Source organism: Massilia sp. CFBP9026 (assembly GCF_034045165.1).
GTDB lineage: Bacteria > Pseudomonadota > Gammaproteobacteria > Burkholderiales > Burkholderiaceae_D > Telluria > Telluria arenae.
Genome location: NZ_JAXCWH010000006.1, coordinates 352,311 through 369,984, shown reverse-complemented (window position 1 = coordinate 369,984; position 17,674 = coordinate 352,311). Strand labels below are relative to the sequence as shown.

At 67.3% G+C, this 17,674-nt stretch carries 10 protein-coding genes; 2 read left to right on the top strand and 8 right to left on the bottom strand.

Annotation, left to right across the window (positions count from 1 at the left end):
* Window positions 1-13: 13 nt before the first annotated feature.
* The 8 genes from SOM28_RS17175 to SOM28_RS17140 form a co-directional block, all read right to left on the bottom strand.
* The gene (locus SOM28_RS17175) at window positions 14-1,447 is read right to left on the bottom strand and encodes an efflux transporter outer membrane subunit (RefSeq protein WP_320468829.1); all 1,434 of its coding nucleotides are present in this window, start codon (window positions 1,445-1,447) and stop codon (window positions 14-16) included.
* Window positions 1,444-4,710, bottom strand: coding sequence for an efflux RND transporter permease subunit (locus SOM28_RS17170; RefSeq protein WP_320468828.1), 3,267 nt, complete (start codon window positions 4,708-4,710; stop codon window positions 1,444-1,446). The genes SOM28_RS17175 and SOM28_RS17170 overlap by 4 nt, the downstream gene beginning before the upstream one ends.
* On the bottom strand, window positions 4,707-7,802 hold the full coding sequence (locus SOM28_RS17165; RefSeq protein WP_320468827.1) for an efflux RND transporter permease subunit: 3,096 nt from the start codon (window positions 7,800-7,802) through the stop codon (window positions 4,707-4,709). The genes SOM28_RS17170 and SOM28_RS17165 overlap by 4 nt, the downstream gene beginning before the upstream one ends.
* A gap of 160 nt (window positions 7,803-7,962) precedes the next feature.
* Window positions 7,963-9,288, bottom strand: a complete 1,326-nt coding sequence (locus SOM28_RS17160) for an efflux RND transporter periplasmic adaptor subunit (RefSeq protein WP_320468826.1) — start codon at window positions 9,286-9,288, stop codon at window positions 7,963-7,965.
* Window positions 9,289-9,540: 252 nt separating this feature from the next.
* The gene (sppA, locus tag SOM28_RS17155; RefSeq protein ID WP_320468825.1) at window positions 9,541-11,397 is read right to left on the bottom strand and encodes a signal peptide peptidase SppA; all 1,857 of its coding nucleotides are present in this window, start codon (window positions 11,395-11,397) and stop codon (window positions 9,541-9,543) included.
* 34 nt (window positions 11,398-11,431) lie between these two features.
* Window positions 11,432-12,904, bottom strand: coding sequence for a sodium:solute symporter (locus SOM28_RS17150; RefSeq protein ID WP_320468824.1), 1,473 nt, complete (start codon window positions 12,902-12,904; stop codon window positions 11,432-11,434).
* 80 nt (window positions 12,905-12,984) lie between these two features.
* Window positions 12,985-13,416 (bottom strand): hypothetical protein, encoded by a 432-nt coding sequence (locus SOM28_RS17145; RefSeq protein WP_320468823.1) that lies wholly within the window; start codon window positions 13,414-13,416, stop codon window positions 12,985-12,987.
* Between the two features lie 99 nt (window positions 13,417-13,515).
* Window positions 13,516-15,021 carry an NYN domain-containing protein gene (locus SOM28_RS17140; RefSeq protein ID WP_320468822.1) on the bottom strand — a complete coding sequence of 502 codons (1,506 nt, stop codon included), beginning with the start codon at window positions 15,019-15,021 and terminating at the stop codon, window positions 13,516-13,518.
* Window positions 15,022-15,233: 212 nt separating this feature from the next.
* Between SOM28_RS17140 and SOM28_RS17135 the strand changes: the two genes are divergently transcribed.
* Together SOM28_RS17135 and SOM28_RS17130 are read left to right on the top strand one after the other, a co-directional pair.
* On the top strand, window positions 15,234-17,174 hold the full coding sequence (locus SOM28_RS17135) for a PAS domain-containing hybrid sensor histidine kinase/response regulator (RefSeq protein ID WP_320468821.1): 1,941 nt from the start codon (window positions 15,234-15,236) through the stop codon (window positions 17,172-17,174).
* A gap of 61 nt (window positions 17,175-17,235) precedes the next feature.
* Complete coding sequence (locus tag SOM28_RS17130; RefSeq protein ID WP_147933159.1) at window positions 17,236-17,661, top strand: DUF7684 family protein; 426 nt, start codon at window positions 17,236-17,238, stop codon at window positions 17,659-17,661.
* Window positions 17,662-17,674 lie beyond the last annotated feature (13 nt).

Sequence of the window (17,674 nt, the reverse complement as noted above, 5' to 3'; positions counted from 1 at the left end):
GCCTGACGCATGATTATTGCGCGGCGTCTGCCAGCCTGTCTTCCTGCCACCCGCCGCCCAGCGCCTGGATCAGCGACACCGCCGCCGTCTGGCGGTCGGCCTGCACCTGTACCAGCGAGCGGCGCGCATTCAGGGCCGTCACCTGGGCCTGCACCACCTCGGTATAACTCACCTGCCCCGCCTTGTAGCGGTTCAGGATCTGCTCTTCGACCAGCCCGGCCGCCTCGGCCGCCTCGGCCCGCAATTGCTGCTGCTGCTCCAGCACGCGGGTGGCGGACAGGCCGTTCTCGACGGTGGCGAAGGCGTCCAGGGCCACCTGGCGGTAGCGCGCCACGGTCGCCTGGTGGCGCGCCTCTGCGCCTTCGACGCTGGCGCGGGTGGCGCCGGCATTGAAGATGGTCTGGGCCGCCGACAGGCCGAACGACCAGGCCGCAGCGGACGCCGAGAACAGGTCGCCCACGCGGCTCGTATTGTTGCCGTAAGAGGCGGATAGGCCGAAATTGGGGAAATAGGCCGAGCGCGCGATGCCGATGTCGGCATTGGCCGCCGCCACGTCGCGTTCGGCGGCGGCGATGTCGGGACGGCGCTGCAGCAAAGTCGAGGGCACACCGACCGGCACGTCCGGCACCGACACATGCCATGGCGCCGGCGGCAGGGAGAAGCTTGAGGGGGTCTGGCCGACCAGCACCGCGATCGCATGCTCGAGCTGGGCGCGCTGGTTCTGCAGGCCGAGCGCCTCGCTGCGCGCATTGGCCAGTTGGGTCTGGGCCTGCAGCACGTCGGAGCGCGCCGCGATGCCGGCCTCGAATCGGTTCGAGGTGATCTGCAGCACGCGCTCGTAGCCTTCGATGGTCGAGGCCAGCATCTCGCGCTGGGCGTCGGTCTGGCGCAGCGAGAAGTAGTTGATCGCCAGCTCGCCCTGGGCCGCGAGGACGGCGTTGGCCAGGTCGGCGGCGGTGGCCTGGGCGCTGGCCTCGGCGCCGGTCACTGCGTTCTTGAGGCGGCCGAACACGTCGGGTTCCCAGCTGGCGCCGATCTGCAGGCGGTAGGCATTATCCGCACTGCGTTCTCCCCCACCGGCGCGGTCGGCGCCGGCGCCCAGCGTCACCACCGGGAACAGCGAGGCGCGCTGCTGCGCCACCAGCGCGCGCGCCTGGGCGTAGTTGGCGACCGCCACCGCCACGTTCTGGTTCGCGGCCTCCACCTGCTTGGCCAGGCGATCGAGCTCGGGGTCTTCGAACAGGGTCCACCAGGGGCCGCGTTCGAGCGCGTCGGCCGGCGCGGCCGGCACCCAGCCTTCGGCCTCCTTGTAGGTTCCCGGCAGCGCCGCACCGGCGGCAAGCGGCTCCGGTCGTTCATAGGCCGGGCCGACGGCGCAGCCGGCCAGGGCCAGGGCAAGAGCGAGCAGGGAAAGACGGAATGGAAGCTGTTGTCGCATAGTGGTCATGGTTTGGCCAGGGACGGGCCACCCTCGTCGTGAGGATGGCGGGTCAGATTGTGTTCATCGGGTTTGCGCGTGCGCAGTTTGTCGAGCAGGACGTAGACCACCGGCGTGGTGAGCAGGGTCAGGAGCTGGCTCGCGATCAGGCCGCCGATGATGGCGATGCCAAGCGGGCGGCGCAACTCCGAGCCTTCGCCGAAGCCGATCGCCAGCGGCAGCGCGCCCAGGGCCGCGGCCAGGGTCGTCATCAAGATCGGGCGGAAGCGCAGCATGCAGGCCTCGCGCACCGCCTCCATCGCGGTGAGCCCGCGTGCACGCTCGGCCTCCAGCGCGAAGTCGATGATCAGGATCGCGTTCTTCTTGACGATGCCGATCAGGAGGAAGACCCCGATCAGGGCGATGATCGAAAACTCCATCTTGAACAGCAGCAGCGCCAGCACCGCGCCGACGCCGGCAGACGGCAGCGTCGACAGCACGGTCACCGGGTGGATCAGGCTCTCGTAGAGGATGCCCAGGACGATATAGATCACGATGATCGCGGCCAGGATCAGCAGCGGCTGCTCCTTGCTCGACTCTTGCGCCGCAGCCGCCGTGCCCTGGAAGCTGCCGCGCACATTGCTCGGCATGCCGATGTCGGCCTCGGCCTGGCGCACCGCGGCCTGGCCATCGTCCAGGGTGAAGCCCGGGTTCAGGTTGTAAGACACCGTGGTAGCCAGTTCCCCGTCCTGGTGGCTGACCGAGGTCGGCGTGGCGCTTTCGGCAAACCGCGCGATCGCCGACAGCGGCACCATGGTGGCGGCGGCGCTGGCCAGGGCCTGCCCGCCGGACGGGTCACGCGCCGCGGTCAGGTTCGCCGTGGTCGAGGTCGAGGCCCCGGCGGCGCCAGTCGCGGCGGCCGTGCCGGTGCCGGTGGAGGCCGCGCTGGACGCTCCGCCGGTCGGCCGCGCCGGGACATAGACGTCCTTCAGCGCTTCGGGCGACTGCGCGTACTTCTGGGCCACGCCCATCACCACGTGGTACTGGTTCAGCTCATCGTAGATGTTCGCCACCTGGCGCTGTCCGAAGGCGTTGTACAGCGCATTGGTGACGTCGCGCGTGCTGATGCCCATGCGCGCCGCCGATTCCTTGTCGATGGTGACGTAGGTTTCGACGCCGTTCTCGGCCTGGTCGGTGTCGACGTCGACCAGCGCCGGCTGCGCCTTCATGGACTCGGCCAGGCGCGTGGCCCATACCTTGAGGTCTTCGGCGTTGTCGCTCTTGAGCGTGTACTGATAGGTCGAGTTGCTGGAGCGCCCGCCCATGCGCAAGTCCTGCACCGGATTGAGGAAGATCGTGATGCCTGTGACCTTGGCCATCTGCGGGCGCAGGCGCGCGATCACGGCCTGGGCCGCGACATCGCGCTCACCCACGGGTTTGAGGTTGACGAACATGAAGCCGCCGCCGGCGCGCCCGCCGCCGGTGAAGGCGACGACCGTGTCGACCGCCGGATCCTTGCGGATGATCTCCACCAGCTGGTAGATCTTTTGCTGCATGGCCTGCGACGAGATGCTCTGGTCGGCGCGGATGCCGCCATTCATCTGGCCCGAGTCCTGCTGCGGGAAGAAGCCCTTCGGGGCGCTGGAGAACAGATAGACGTTCAGCGCCACCGTGAACAGCAGGATGATCATCACCAGCAGCTTGCTGTCCAGCGCCCAGTCGAGCGCGTGTTCATAGACGCGCAGCACGCGCGCAAAGCCGTTCTCGGACCAGCGCGCCAGACGGCCCGGCTTCTTGTCCGGGTCTTCCTTGCGCAGCAGCCAGGCGCACATCATCGGCGTCGTGGTCAGCGAGATCACCAGCGAGATCAGCACCGCCGCCGAGAGCGTCACCGCGAATTCGCGGAACAGGCGACCCACCTGCCCGCCCATGAACAGCAGCGGAATGAACACCGCCACCAGCGACAGCGAGATCGACAGCACGGTAAAGCCCACCTCGCGCGCACCCAGCAGCGCGGCCTGCATGCGGTCCATGCCGTTCTCGATATGGCGCGCGGTATTTTCCAGCACCACGATGGCGTCGTCGACGACGAAGCCGGCGGCCACCGTCAAGGCCATCAGCGACAGGTTGTTGAGCGAGAAACCAAGTGCGTACATCACGCCGAAGGTGCCCAGCAGGGACACCACGGTGGCCACCGCCGGCACCACGGTGGCGCGCAAGGACCGCAGGAACACGCTGACCACCCCCACCACCAGCACGATCGACAGCACCAGGGTGAACTCGATCTCGTGCAGCGAGGCGCGGATCGAGTTGGTGCGGTCCGAGGCCACCGCCAGGCTGATGTCGCCCGGCAGCTGCGCCTGCAGCGACGGCAGCAGGTCGCGGATGCCGTCCACGGTCTCGATCACATTGGCCTCGGGCTGGCGCGTGACCAGCACGATCACCGCCGGCTGGCCGTTGAACAGGCCCAGCGTGTACACGTTCTCGGGGCCGTCGAACACGGTGGCCACGTCCGACAGGCGCACGGCGGCGCCGTCGCGCCAGGCGACGATCAGGTCCTTGTAGTCGCTGGCGCTGCGGCCATCGCCGCCGGCCGGCTGCGAATAGATCTGCAGGCGATTGCCATTGCCCTCGATCTCGCCCTTGGGGCGGTTCGGATTGCTGGCCTGGATCGCGGCGCGCACGTCCTCGCTCGAGACGCCATAGCGGTTCATCGCATACGGCACCAGCTCGACCCGCACCGCCGGCAGCGAGCCGCCGCCGATCTCCACTTCGCCCACGCCCTTTACCTGGGCCAGCCGCTGCTGGACCAGGTTCGACACCGAATCGTAGATCTGGGCCGGGGATTTGGTCTTCGAGGTCAGCGCCAGGATGATCACCGGCGCGTCCGAAGGATTGGCCTTGCGATAGGTCGGGTTGCTGCGCAGGGTCGCCGGCAGGTCGGCGCGCGAGGCGCTGATCGCCGCCTGCACCTCGCGCGCGGCGGCGTCGATCTGGCGGTTCAGTTCGAACTGCAGGTTAATGCGGGTCGAGCCGGTGCTGCTGCTCGAAGTCATCTCGTTGACGCCGGCGATCACGCCCAGGCGCCGCTCGAGCGGCGTGGCCACGCTCGACGCCATCGTCTCCGGGCTGGCGCCCGGCAGCGAGGCCGACACCGAGACGGTCGGATAGTCGACCTGGGGCAGCGGCGCCACCGGCAGCACGAAATAGGCGCCGATGCCGGCCAGCGCCAGGCCGATCGTCAGCAGGACCGTGGCGATCGGGCGCTCGACGAAGGGGCGCGACAGATTCATGCGCCCGCCCCTTCGGTCTTGTGCGGTGCTTTGCCGGTCCAGCGCCGCGCGGTACGGTCGAAGGCCAGGTAGATCACCGGGGTGGTGAACAGCGTGAGCAACTGGCTCAGGATCAGGCCGCCGAAGATGGCCAGACCCAGCGGCCGGCGCAACTCGGCGCCTTCTCCGGTGCCCAGCATCAGCGGGACGGCCGCGAACAGCGCCGCCAGGGTCGTCATCAGGATCGGGCGGAAGCGCAGTAGCGCGGCCTGCCTGATTGCCACCAGCGGCGACTTGCCCTCCTCGCGCTCGGCCTCGATCGCGAAGTCGATCATCATGATCGCGTTCTTCTTGACGATGCCGATCAGGAGGATGATGCCGATGATGCCGATCACGCCCAGCCCTTGCCCGCTGACCCACAGCGCCAGCAGCGCGCCGACGCCGGCCGACGGCAGGGTCGACAGGATCGTCAGCGGGTGGATATAGCTCTCGTAGAGCACGCCCAGCACAATGTAGACGCAGACGACGGCGGCCAGGATCAGCCACAGCTGGTTCGACAGCGAAGCCTCGTAGGCGCCGGACGCGCCGAGGAAGGTCATGCTGACCGAGGCCGGCATGCCGATCTCCTCGGCGGCGGCGCGGATCGCGCTCACCGCCTGGCCCAGCGAAGCGCCGGAAGCAGTGTCGAAGCCGACCGTCGCCGCCGGGTACTGGGCCACGTGGATCACCTGCAGCGGCGCCTGGCGCTCGCTGATGGTGGCGATCGCCGACAGCGGCGTCGGCTGGCCGGAACCGGTGCGCAGCTGCAGGCGGCCGAGCGCGGCGATCGACATCGCCTCGTCCTGCTGCGCCTCCAGGATCACGCGGTACTGATTGGTCTCGGTGAAGATGGTGGACACGATGCGCTGGCCGAAGGCGCTGTACAGCGCGTCGTCGATCGAGGCCGCCGTGATCGACAGGCGCGACGCGGTGTCGCGGTCGATGTCGATGAAGGCGGCGGCGCCGGTGGCGCCGGCATCGGTGATCGCGGTGCGCAGTTCGGGCAGGCTGCCGATCTTTTGCGTCAGCCGGCGCGCCCACTCGTTGACGGTCGCTTCATCGGAGCCTTCGATCGACAGCCGGTACTGGGTCGGGCCGCTCTCGGCGTCGATGGTCAGATCCTGGGTCGGCTGCAGGAACAGCTGCAGGCCCGCCACATTGGCCACCCGCTGGCGCAGGCGCAACATGGTCTCACGCTGGTCGCCGCGGTCGGCCTTCAGGTTGATCAACATGGTCCCGGTATGCAGCATGGTGTTGTTGGCCGCGTCGACGCCGACATAGGACGCCACCGAGGCGACCTCGGGGTCGGCCATGATCTGGCGCGCCGCTTCCTGCTGCAGCTTGGCCATGTCGGCGTACGAGATCGACTGGCGCGCCTGCACCCGCGCTTGCAACTGGCCGGTGTCCTGGGTCGGGAACAGGCCTTTCGGGATGATCATCCACAGCAGCGCCGTCAGCACCAGGGTGCCCAGCGCCACCAGCAGGGTCAGGCCCTGGCGCTTCAGCACCCAGCCGAGCATCACGTCGTAGCGCTCGATCACGCGGTCGAAGAATGCCTGGAATTTGATGGCGAATTTGCTCGGCTTTTCTTCCTCGTGGCTGCGCAACCAGCGCGCCGACATCATCGGCACCAGCGTCAGGGATACCACGCCCGAGATCAGGATCGTGATCGCCAGCGTCACCGCGAATTCGCGGAACAGGCGGCCGACCACGTCGCCCATGAACAGCAGCGGAATCAGCACCGCGATCAGGGACACGGTCAGCGAGATGATAGTGAAGCCGATCTGGGTCGCCCCCTTGATCGCGGCGGCCATCGGCTTTTCGCCCTTCTCGATGTAGCGGGCGATGTTCTCGATCATGACGATCGCATCGTCGACCACGAAGCCGGTGGCGATCGTCAGCGCCATCAGGGAGAGGTTATTGAGGCTGTAGCCGAGCAGGTACATCACGCCGAAGCTGCCGATCAGCGAGATCGGCACGGCGAGGCTGGCGATGATCGTCGCACGCAGGCTGTGGAGGAAAGCGAAGATCACCAGCACCACCAGCACCACGGCCAGCAGCAGCTCGATCTGCACGTGCTTGACCGAGGAGCGGATGCCGGTCGTGCGGTCGCTCAGCACGTCCATGCGCAGCGCCGTCGGCAGGCCGGCCTGCAGCTCGGGCAGGCGCGCCTTGATCGCATCGACGGTGGCGATCACGTTGGCGCCCGGCTGGCGCTGGACGTTGAGGATGATCGCCGGCTTCATATTGGCCCAGGCGCCCAGGCGCACGTTCTCGGCGCTGTCGACCACCTTGGCCACGTCGAGCAATTTGACTGGGGCGCCGTTGCGGTAGGCGACGATCAGGTTCTGGTAATCGGGGACGGTGACCAGCTGGTCGTTGGCATTGATCGCATATGAGCGGGTCGGGCCATCGAAGCTGCCCTTGGCGCTGTTGGCGTTGGCGGAGGTGATCGCGGTGCGCAGCGTGTCCAGCCCCAGGCCATACGACGCCAGCGCCTCGGTATCGGCCTGGATCCGCACCGCAGGCCGCTGGCCGCCCGACAGCGAGACCTGGCCCACGCCCGAGACCTGGCTGATCTTGAGCGCAAGGCGCGTGTTGACCAGGTTCTGCACCTCGGTCAGCGGCATCGTATCCGAGGTGATGGCCAGGGTCAGCACCGGCGCATCGGCCGGGTTGACCTTGGCGTAGACCGGCGGCGCCGGCAAGTCGGTCGGCAGCAGCGAGCCGCCGGCATTGATCGCGGCCTGCACTTCCTGCTCGGCCACGTCGAGCGTCTCGCCCAGCGCGAACTGCAGGGTGACGATCGAGACCCCGGCGGCGCTGGTGGAACTCATGCGGGTCAGGCCGGCCATCTGGCCGAACTGGCGCTCCAGCGGCGCGGTGACGGTGCGCGCCATGACTTCGGGACTGGCGCCCGGGTACAGGGTCTGCACCTGGATGGTCGGGAAGTCCACCTGCGGCAGCGCCGACAGCGGCAGGAAGCGGTAGCCGACCAGGCCCGAGAGCACGATCGCCAGCATCAGCAAGGCGGTGGCGACCGGGCGGTTGATGAAGGGAGTGGAGGGACTCATGCTTGCCCCCACACGCCAGCACAGCCACCACGTCGTTCCCGGCCTCGGCGGCAGCCCGGCGGGAACCCAAGTGCTGCGTGCGCAGTCGAGATGCGGGCTAACTTAGGTTCCCGCCTGCGCGGGAACGACGGGCGGGGGGCGCGGGTCGCCGAAGCCACCATCATTGCTGCGCTCCCTGGGCCGGACGACCTTGTCCCTGGCCACGTCCCTGACCTTGCCCCTGGCCACGCGCACCGGCCGGGCGATCCCCCGGCAACACCACGCTGGCGCCATCGCGCAAGCGGTCGGCGCCTTCTGTGATCACCTGCTCGCCCACCTTCAGGCCGCTGGCGATCTGCACCTTGTCGACGGTCGCCTGGCCGCGCTTGACAGTGCGCAGCGCGACGGTGCGCGCCTCGGGATCGAGCACGTAGACGAAGTCGCCGTTGGCGCCGTGGCGCAGCGCCGTCACCGGCACCACCACCGCGTCCTTCAAGGTATTGACGGTCAGGCGCAGGTTGACGAACTGGCTGGGGAACAGCTTGTTGTCGGTATTGGCGAAGCGGGCCTTGGCGCGCACGGTGCCGGTCTGGGTGTCGACCTGGTTGTCGAGCGCGATGAAGCTGCCGGTGGCCAGCGCCTCGGTGCGGGTGCGGTCCAGCGCGGTGGCCGGCAGTTTCACGTCTTGCGCGATGCGTCCCTGCAGCGCCGGCAGGTGGTCTTGCGGGACGGCGAATTCGACGTCGATCGGCGACAGCTGGGTGATGACGGCGATGCCGGCCGCATCGCCGCTGCCGACCAGGTTGCCGACGTCCACCGTGCGCAGGCCCACCCGGCCGCCGATCGGCGCGCGCACCGTCGCGTAATCCAGGTTCAGCTGGGCCGTGCCTTCGGCCGCCTTGTTCGTCATGCCGGTGCCTTCGAGCTGCTTGACCAGCGCGGCCTGGGTATCGACTTCCTGGCGCGCGATCGAATCCTGCTCGAGCAGGGTGCGGTAGCGCGACAGGATCAGGCGCGCGCTCTCTAACTGGGCTTCATCGCGCTGGCGCTGGCCGCGCGCCTGCAGCAAGGCCATCTCGAACGGACGCGGGTCGATCGTCGCCAGCACCTGGCCTTGCTTGACCAGTTGGCCCTCGGTGAAATGGATCTTCTGGACCACGCCCGACACCTGCGGACGCACGGTGACGGTGGCCGCGGCGACCACGGTGCCGAGCGCCTCCAGGGTCACCGGGATATCGGCCTGCTCGGCGCGCGCGACGCCGACCGTGGTGGCCGGGCCGCCCCGTCCGCCCGGACCACGCGCGCCGCCCGGCCCACCTGGGCCGCCGGCCGCCATCCCCGGCCCACCCGCCCCACCGGGGCCGCCCGCCGGCTGGTGGGTGAGCCACCAGGCGAGGCCGCCCAGCGCCACCATCGACAGCACGGCGATCACGCCGCCGATGAGGCGGGCGCGCCGGGTGCGGGCGGGACGGTCGGTGGTTGGATGGGGCGGGAGGTGCTGGTCCATGCTTGTCCTTGTTTTATATAGTTTTGCTAATTGCACAATACGGGTCACAATGACTTTAGCATGGGCGTTTCACTCACAATGTTTCGTAACGTACATTGCTCTTCCTTAGAATCGACGCCCGAGCGCCTGCCTTAACGCCGATTTACACAGTTCGCCCCTATTTAGGCGACGTAAACGAAAAACGGGCGCGAGATTCCACTCGCGCCCGCTGAAACACTGTATTAATCAGTTACAAACTACTTACATGATCGATCACCAGTTGCCGCAGAAGCAATGGGCCACCGCCGCGAACGGCTTGCGCTCCTGCGTCAGTTCGGACAGGAAGGCCATGTCTTCTGCCACCTGCCCGACCGGGCCTGCCGGAATCGCCTGCTCGACCAGGCCCAGTTTGACCTGGATCGTCATCGCCTGCGCCGCCGAGGCGCCGGCCATTTGCAGGAAGCGCTCCACGCGCGTCACCGGACGCTCGACATAGACCACGCGGTAATCCTTGGCCAGCTTGGCGCGGCCGGCGGCCGAGGCCAGGGCGTCGTTGTAGCTGCCCAGGCGATCGACCAGGCCGCGTTCCTTGGCCTGGGCGCCGGTCCAGACGCGGCCCTGCCCCACTTCGTCGATCTTCGCCTGGGTAGTCTTGCGCGCCGCCGCTGCCTTGCTGGTGAAGTCGGCATAGACGTTGTTGATGCTTTGCTGGACCAGCTTCTGGAAGCGCGGGTCGAGCGGACGCAGCGGATTGTAGGCATCGGCCAGCCAGGTGGTGGTCACGCCGTCGGTGCGCACGCCCAGCTTGTCGGCCACCTTGTCGGCGGTCGGCAGCAGCGCGAACACGCCGATCGATCCGGTGATGGTGGCCGGGTCGGCGATGACTTCGTCGGACGCCATCGAGATCCAGTAGCCGCCCGACGCCGCCACGCTGCCCATCGAGACCACCACCGGCTTCCCGGCGGCGCGCGTCAGTTCCAGCTCGCGCCGGATCAACTCGGAGCCATAGGCGCTGCCGCCGGGCGAATCGACGCGCAGCACCAGGGCCTTCATCGAATCGTCCTCGCGCGCCTGGCGGATCAGGTTGGCCGTGCTGCGGCCACCGATCACGCCGGGACCGCCCGCGCCGTCGGTGATGGTGCCGGAGGCGACGATCACGCCGACCGCGTCGCCAAAGGCTTTCTGCGGGTGGCGCGCCAGGTATTCATGGAAGCCGATCTGGCGGAACGACTTGATGTCTTCCTCGTAGACGCCGCGCTTGGTCATCAGCGCGCGCAACTCGTCGCGGGTCTTGAGGCCGTCGACCAATTTAGCCTGCAACGCGACCTTGGCGGCGCTGCCGCCGGCCGCTTCCATGCGCTCGGGCAGCGTGTCGATCATGCTGGCCAGCGCCCCGTCGGGCAGCTTGCGGTTCTTTTCGACCAGGCCGGTGTAGCCGGACCACATCGCGTTGTACAGGAAGGCGTCGGCCTCGCGCGCGGCGTCCGACGGGCCGTTGGCGATATACGGCTCGGCCGCGCTCTTGTAGGTGCCGACCTTGACCAGGTTGACCGTCACGCCGACCTTGTCGAGCGCGTCGCGGTAGTAGTTGCGGCGCCCGCCGAAGCCTTCGATCAGCACCATGCCCATCGGGTGCACATAGACCTCGTTGGCATGCGAGGCGACCAGGTAGCGCTTCTGGTCGTACTGGCCGCTCCAGGCCACGACCGTCTTGCCGGCCTTCTTGACGCGGTCCACCGCGGCGCCGAACTCGCGCAGCATGGCCATGCCGCCGCCGTTCATCTCGTCCAGCAGCAGCACCACGCTGGTGATGTTGGGGTCGCGCGCGGCATTGTCCAGCACCGTGATCACGTCGCGCAGGCGCACGGTGCGCTTGCTGTCGCCGCCCACGTTGTCGAGCACCGTGTCGCGCAAGGTGGTCTCGTACTGCTCGACCAGGTCGCCCTTGACCTCGACCACCAGCGCGGTCTTTTCAGACAGCGGCTTGACGCCGCCGCCGAAGAACATCGCGATGATCAGGATGAGGATCAGCAGGAACAGCAGGTTGAAGAAGGTGCGGCGGGTCACGTCGAGCGCGGTCCAGAGGAACACGAAGCCGCGCCGCAAGGCATAGAGGGGCTTGAAGGCCATCGAAACTCCAGTCAAGGTCAATGAAACGTAGCGGTCAGGCGACCTGCCCGGCCCCGGCAACGCCAGGGGCCCGGCGCGAGATCGCATACAAGCCGGCAAACACCAGTATGCCGTTAATCAACAGTAATTCCAGCCCGAGGCGGTAAGCGCCGAGCAGGTAAGCCTGATTGTACTCAAGGATCGCGCACAGGACGGGTGCGCCGATCGTCACCAGCGGGACAAGCCTGTCGTTCGGCGTGCGCGCGGTGAGCATGCCGAAGGCGAACAGGCCGAGCAAGGGGCCGTAAGTGTAGGCCGCCAGCTTGAGGATCACGCCGATCATGCTCGGGTTGTCGGCCGCCTTGAAGCCCAGCACCAGCAGCAGGAACAGGAAGGCGAAGCCCAGGTGCACGCGGCGGCGCAGGCTTTCGGCCTGGGCCTGGGTCAGGTCGGTGCGGCGCTTGATGCCGAGCAGGTCGATGCAGGTGGACGAGGTCAGCGCCGTAATCGCCCCGTCGGCGCTGGGGAACAGGGCCGAGATCAGCGCAATCAAAAAGATGATTTGCAGGGCCGCCGGCAGATGACCCATCACCACCGCCGGGAAGATCTTGTCGCCCGTGGCCGTCACGCCGACCGTCGGCGCATACAGGTATAGCAGGCCGCCCAGAAACACGAAGGACAGCAGCACCACCACCAGCACCGCGGTCAGGGTCAGCATATTCTTTTGCGAATCCTTCAGGGTCTTGACCGAGATGGTCTTCTGCATCATTTCCTGGTCCATGCCGGTCATGGTGATCGTGATCAGGGCGCCGGCGATGATCTGCTTGAGCCAGAAATTGGGGCTGTCGACGTCAAGGGTGAAGATCGTGGCCAGGCCCTGCGCCTGCATCTGGTTCAGGCTTTCCGGAATCGACATATTCAACTCGCCCAGCAGGATCCAGACGCAGGCGAACAGGCCGAACAGCATGCAGCTGGTCTGCAGGGTGTCGGTCCAGACGATGGTCTTGACGCCGCCCTGGTAGGTGTAGAGCAGGATCATGCCCAGCACGACCAGGGTGCTGAGCCAGAACGGCACGCCCAGGCTGTCGAGGATGATGGCTTGCAGGATGTTCACCACCAGGTAGAGGCGCGCGGTGGCGCCGAGCAGGCGCGAAATAATGAAGAAGCCGGCCCCGCTCTGATAGGCGCGCCGACCGAGGCGCACGTCGAGATAGTGGTAGATCGAGGTCAGCTGCAGGCGGTAGTACAGCGGCAGCAGTATATAGGTCACGGCGATATAGCCGATCACGTAGCCGATCACGATCTGGGCATAGCCAAACCCGTCGACGCCGACCGCGCCCGGCACGCTGACAAACGTCACGCCGGACAGGGTAGTACCGACCATGCCGAAGGCGACCAGCATCCAGTTGCTGCTCTTGTTACCGATGAAGAAGCTGTCGTTGTTGGCGCCTTTCGAAGTGGCCCAGGCGACGCCGAGCAGCAGTGCGAAATACGCGATGAGGATGCAGAAGAGAAGTAGCGGGGACATGGGGTGCCGAGGTTGATGTTTCGCTCAGCAATATACACCTTACGCCAGGCCGGCCCAAGGGCCGGCGCCCCGGCTCGCCTTCAGATTTCTTCGCCGCGCACCCGCGTGAAGGGGCCGATGCAGGCCTCGATCGAGGCTTCGGCGCACAGCAGGAACAGCTTGCCGGACGGATGAAAGCGCACGAAGTGGGTGACATTGGCGCCCGGCTTCATGACGTTGCCGGAGCAGTCGGGCTTGCCGTTGTCCTTGGTGATACGGTCGGTCAGGCGGTAGAAACCCTCGGAATCGGGTTCGTTGGGGATCGTGTAGACGCTCTCGGAAATCTCGGCGGCGCTGGTGACCAGCGTGGTGCCGTCGGCGCGGAAGCGGTAGGTTTCCGAGCAGTTGGTATCTGGCACCTCGAGACGCCAGATCCCCAGGATCGGGTGATCGGACGCCGGGGCATCCTGCGCCAGCGCCGGCATGACGGCGCCCAGGAGGGACAACAGCAACAGGCTGATCATGGCGCGCATGGCGGGCTCCTTGGTCGCAACCGGACGGTGCCTGCACGGAATCGGACAGGCGATGCGATTATTGCATCGCCTGTCGCGGGCAGGCGCACGCGCTGCGACTCAGCCCTTCTCGCTACCTGCCTTCGGCTTGGCCGGGCGGCGGCTGCGGGGTGCAGCCTTGCGCGCCGGCGCCTTGGCGGCTGGACGAGCGGGATTGTAACGCGCCAGCTTGGCCGCGGCAGCAGCGTCGATCGCCTCGTCCGACTCTTCGTCGTCGTGAAGCTGCGGCTCATCGGGCGTCTCGGCCACGGCCGGCGCTGCTGCCTGCTCAGCAGCGGCAGCGGCTTCCAGCGCTGCCTGCTCGGCGAGCTTCTTGGCCGATGGTTTGCGTGGGGCGCCGCGGCGCTCTTTCGGTGCCGGCGTCTCGGCCTGTGCCTCCACTTGCGTGGCGTCCGCCTCGACCGCGAACAGCGTCGGCTGCGATGCCGGCTGCTCGATGGCCTCAAGCTCGGCCTGCTGTTCGACCTGCTGTTCGACCTGCTGTTCGACTACCTCGTCAACCTGCGATTCGGTGTCGGTGACAACAGGTTCCAGCAGGGCTGGAATCTTCGCCGTTTCGCCACGAGCACCGCCCTTGCGGCCACCGCGGCCACGCCCACGGCGGGTGTCGGGCTTGGCCTGCTCGTCCGGCGCGCCTTCGACCGGCGCGGCGGCATCGAGCATGTCCTGGACCACAGCCTCGGTGGCCTGGGCGCCATCCTGGATCACGGACTCGACGCCGGCCGGCGTGGCCGGCGCATTCGCGCTGCGGTACACAAAGGTGCCCGACTTCTCGTCACGGCCGAACTCGAACAGGCCGCGGGTCTGGGCTTCTTCGAGCAGGTTGCCAAAGGTGCGGAAGCCATAATAGGTTTCGGAGAAATCCGGACGGCGGCGCTTGAGCGTATCTTTCAACAGCGAGGCCCAGATCTTGCCGGTATCGCCGCGCTCGGACACCAGCGCGTCGAAGGTCTCGACCACCATGTCGAGTGCCTGCAGTTTGCGCGTCTCGAGTTCTTCCTTGCGCTTGTCGTCGCCCGCGTTCGCATTCGAGCGGCGCGACTGCGGTTGGGCCTTGCGCTCGTCGCGCTTGGCCGCGGTGCGGCGCTGTTCGCGGACCAGATCGTCGTAGAAGATGAATTCGTCGCAGTTGGCCACCAGGAGGTCGGAGGTCGATTGCTTGACGCCCACGCCGATCACCTGCTTGTTGTTCTCGCGCAGCTTGGAGACCAGCGGCGAAAAGTCGGAATCGCCGCTGATGATGACGAAGGTATTGACGTGCGACTTGGTGTAGCACAGGTCGAGGGCGTCGACCACCAGGCGGATGTCGGCCGAATTCTTGCCTGACTGGCGCACATGCGGGATCTCGATCAGCTCGAAGTTCGCCTCATGCATCGGCGCCTTGAAGGCCTTGTAGCGGTCCCAGTCGCAGTACGACTTCTTGACCACGATGCTGCCTTTGAGCAGCAGGCGTTCCAGCACCGGCCGGATGTCGAATTTCTCGTAGTTGGCGTCGCGCACGCCCAGTGCGACGTTTTCGAAGTCGCAGAACACCGCCATGCTGATGTTGTCGGAAGATGAGGCCATGAGTTGTTGTTTTCTGGTAATAAGTGGACAAGCTAAGGTCGATTATACGCAACCGCCGATGCTTTCCGCCGTCCCGCTCGCGCCGCCGGCTGATCGGCTCAGTTGTTTTTAAATTAGCGATCGTGCACACAGGGATTGTGACTGCTTCAATTGTCCGTTTTACACCTCTACTTCTGCCCTATAATTCCGGCTCCTGCAACCGGACTTCGACGATGCTCCCAGCTACCCTGTTCGAGTCGGCTTTCAACAGCTCGCCCTTCGGGCACTACCTGCTGTCGCCCACGCCTGACGCGATCATCCTTGCCGTCAACGATGCCTTCCTCAAGGCCTCGTCGCGCACCCGCGAGGAACTGGTAGGGGTCAGCCTGTTCCAGGCCTTCCCCGCCAACCCCGACGATCCGGACGACACAGGCGAAGCGGACCTGCGCGCCTCGCTCGACAAGGTGCGCGCGACCGGCCTGCCCGACACCCTGCCGGCAGTGCGCTACCCGATTCCCGTGGTGCTGCCCAACGGCCAGACGGTGTTCGAGGAACGCTTCTGGACCTCGACCAGCACCCCGATCTTCGGCCCCGGCGGGGAACTGGTCTGCATCTCGCACAGCAACAGCGACGTCACCGCCCAGGTACGCTCGGAGGCCGCCGTGCGCGAAAGCGAGAAGCGCTTCCGCGCGCTGACCAATGCGACGGCCGAAGTCATCTATCGCATGAGCCCCGACTGGACCCAGCTGCGCCATCTCGAAGGGCGCGGCTTCCTGAAGGACACGGCCGACACCAACCGCTTCTGGCTCGAAGAGTACATCCCGCCCGAGGACCATGGCCGGCTGCACCAGGCGATCGCGCGCGCCATCCGCGACGGCTCGGTGTTCGAACTCGAGCACCGGGTGCGGCGCGCCGACGGCAGCTTTGGCTGGACCCAGTCGCGCGCGGTGCCGATGGTCGACGCCAGCGGGGCGATCTATGAATGGATCGGCGCCGCCAGCGACATCACCGAGCGCAAGGCGGCGGAAGAAAAGCTGCGCGAGGCCGACCGCCGCAAGGACGAATTCCTGGCCATGCTGGCGCACGAGCTGAGGAATCCCCTGGCGCCGATCGGCGCCGCGGCCGAGCTGCTGCAGCGCATGAAGCTGGACGAGACGATCATCAAGCGCACCAGCCAGATCATCGGGCGCCAGGTCGGCCACATGACGGGGCTGATCGACGATCTGCTGGACGTCTCGCGCGTCACGCGCGGCCTGGTCGAACTGGACACCGAACCGCTCGACGTCGGCGCCGTCCTGCACGAGGCGGTGGAACAGGTCATGCCGCTGATCCAGGCGCGCCGCCACGACCTGGCGCTGCGCCTGCCGCCGGCGGGCACGCTGGTTGCGGGCGACCGCAAGCGCCTGGTGCAGGTGATCGCCAACCTGCTCAACAACGCCGCCAAATACACGCCGGAAGACGGGCGCCTCGAGGTCACATCGACCGTCGACGCCGAACGGCGCCTGTGCGTCCACGTTCTCGACAACGGCATCGGCATGGCGCCCGAGCTGGCGGCGCGCGCCTTCGAGCTGTTCGCCCAGGCCGAGCGCTCGTCCGACCGCTCTTCGGGCGGCCTGGGGCTGGGCCTGGCGCTGGTGAAAAGCCTGGTCGAGCTGCATGGCGGCACGGTGTCCTGCGACAGCGCCGGCCAGGGCCGCGGCAGCCGTTTCTCGGTCTGCCTGCCGCTACCGGAGCCGCAGACCGCCGCCACCCCGCCCCGCGCAGAGCTGCACAGCCCCGCGCAGCCGGAACCGCTGCGCGTGATGGTCGTGGACGACAACGTCGACGCGGCCGTCACCCTGTCGATGCTGCTCGAGTCGGGCGGCCACCGGGTCGCCGTGGAGCACGACGCGCTGCGGGCGCTGGACTGCGCGCGCCAGTTCAGGCCCCAGGCCTGCCTGCTCGACATCGGCCTGCCCGGGATCGACGGGCTGGAGCTCGCGCGCCGCCTGCGCGCGCTGCCGGAAACGGCGGAGGCGATGCTGGTCGCCGTCACCGGCTACGGCCAGGCGCGCGACCGCGACCAGATCCTGGCGGCCGGCTTCGACCATCACCTGGTCAAGCCGATCGATACCGGGCGGCTGTACGCGCTGCTCGGCGCCTGCTGTCACACGCCGGCAGCCTCGGTCAGCTAGACCTTGGCACGATCGGCGCAGGGCGGCGATAATGCCGCCAACCTTTTCCGGCATCGACACCATGCAAGCACACAAAGCCCATTACCTGCAGCTGCGTCCTCACGACGCCCTGCCCGACCTGACGCACCTGGCGCCGTTCATGGCCGTGGTCGTGATCGACGACGACAGCGACGAGATGTGGCGCTGGGACGTCGCGCGCTGGCTGGTCGATTCTGGCTGCCGCTACATGCTGGCCTGGGGCAAGGAGTGCGCGAGCTGGAACGAGGCGGTCGAGGATGCCGCCCTGGAAGCGTTCGACTACGAAGACGTCGCGCCGGAACAGACGGTGCTGACGACGGCGCACGAGGACGACGACCTCGACGAAGTGTTCTGGTACGCCCGCCACCGCGCCAGTCATCCGGCGCTGCGCTTTTCCACCGCGGTGATCCTGCACGTGGCCATGCGCGGCCGGCCCGACGAATTGCTGGCGCAGTTCGCCGACGCCTGAACCGCCGTTTCGC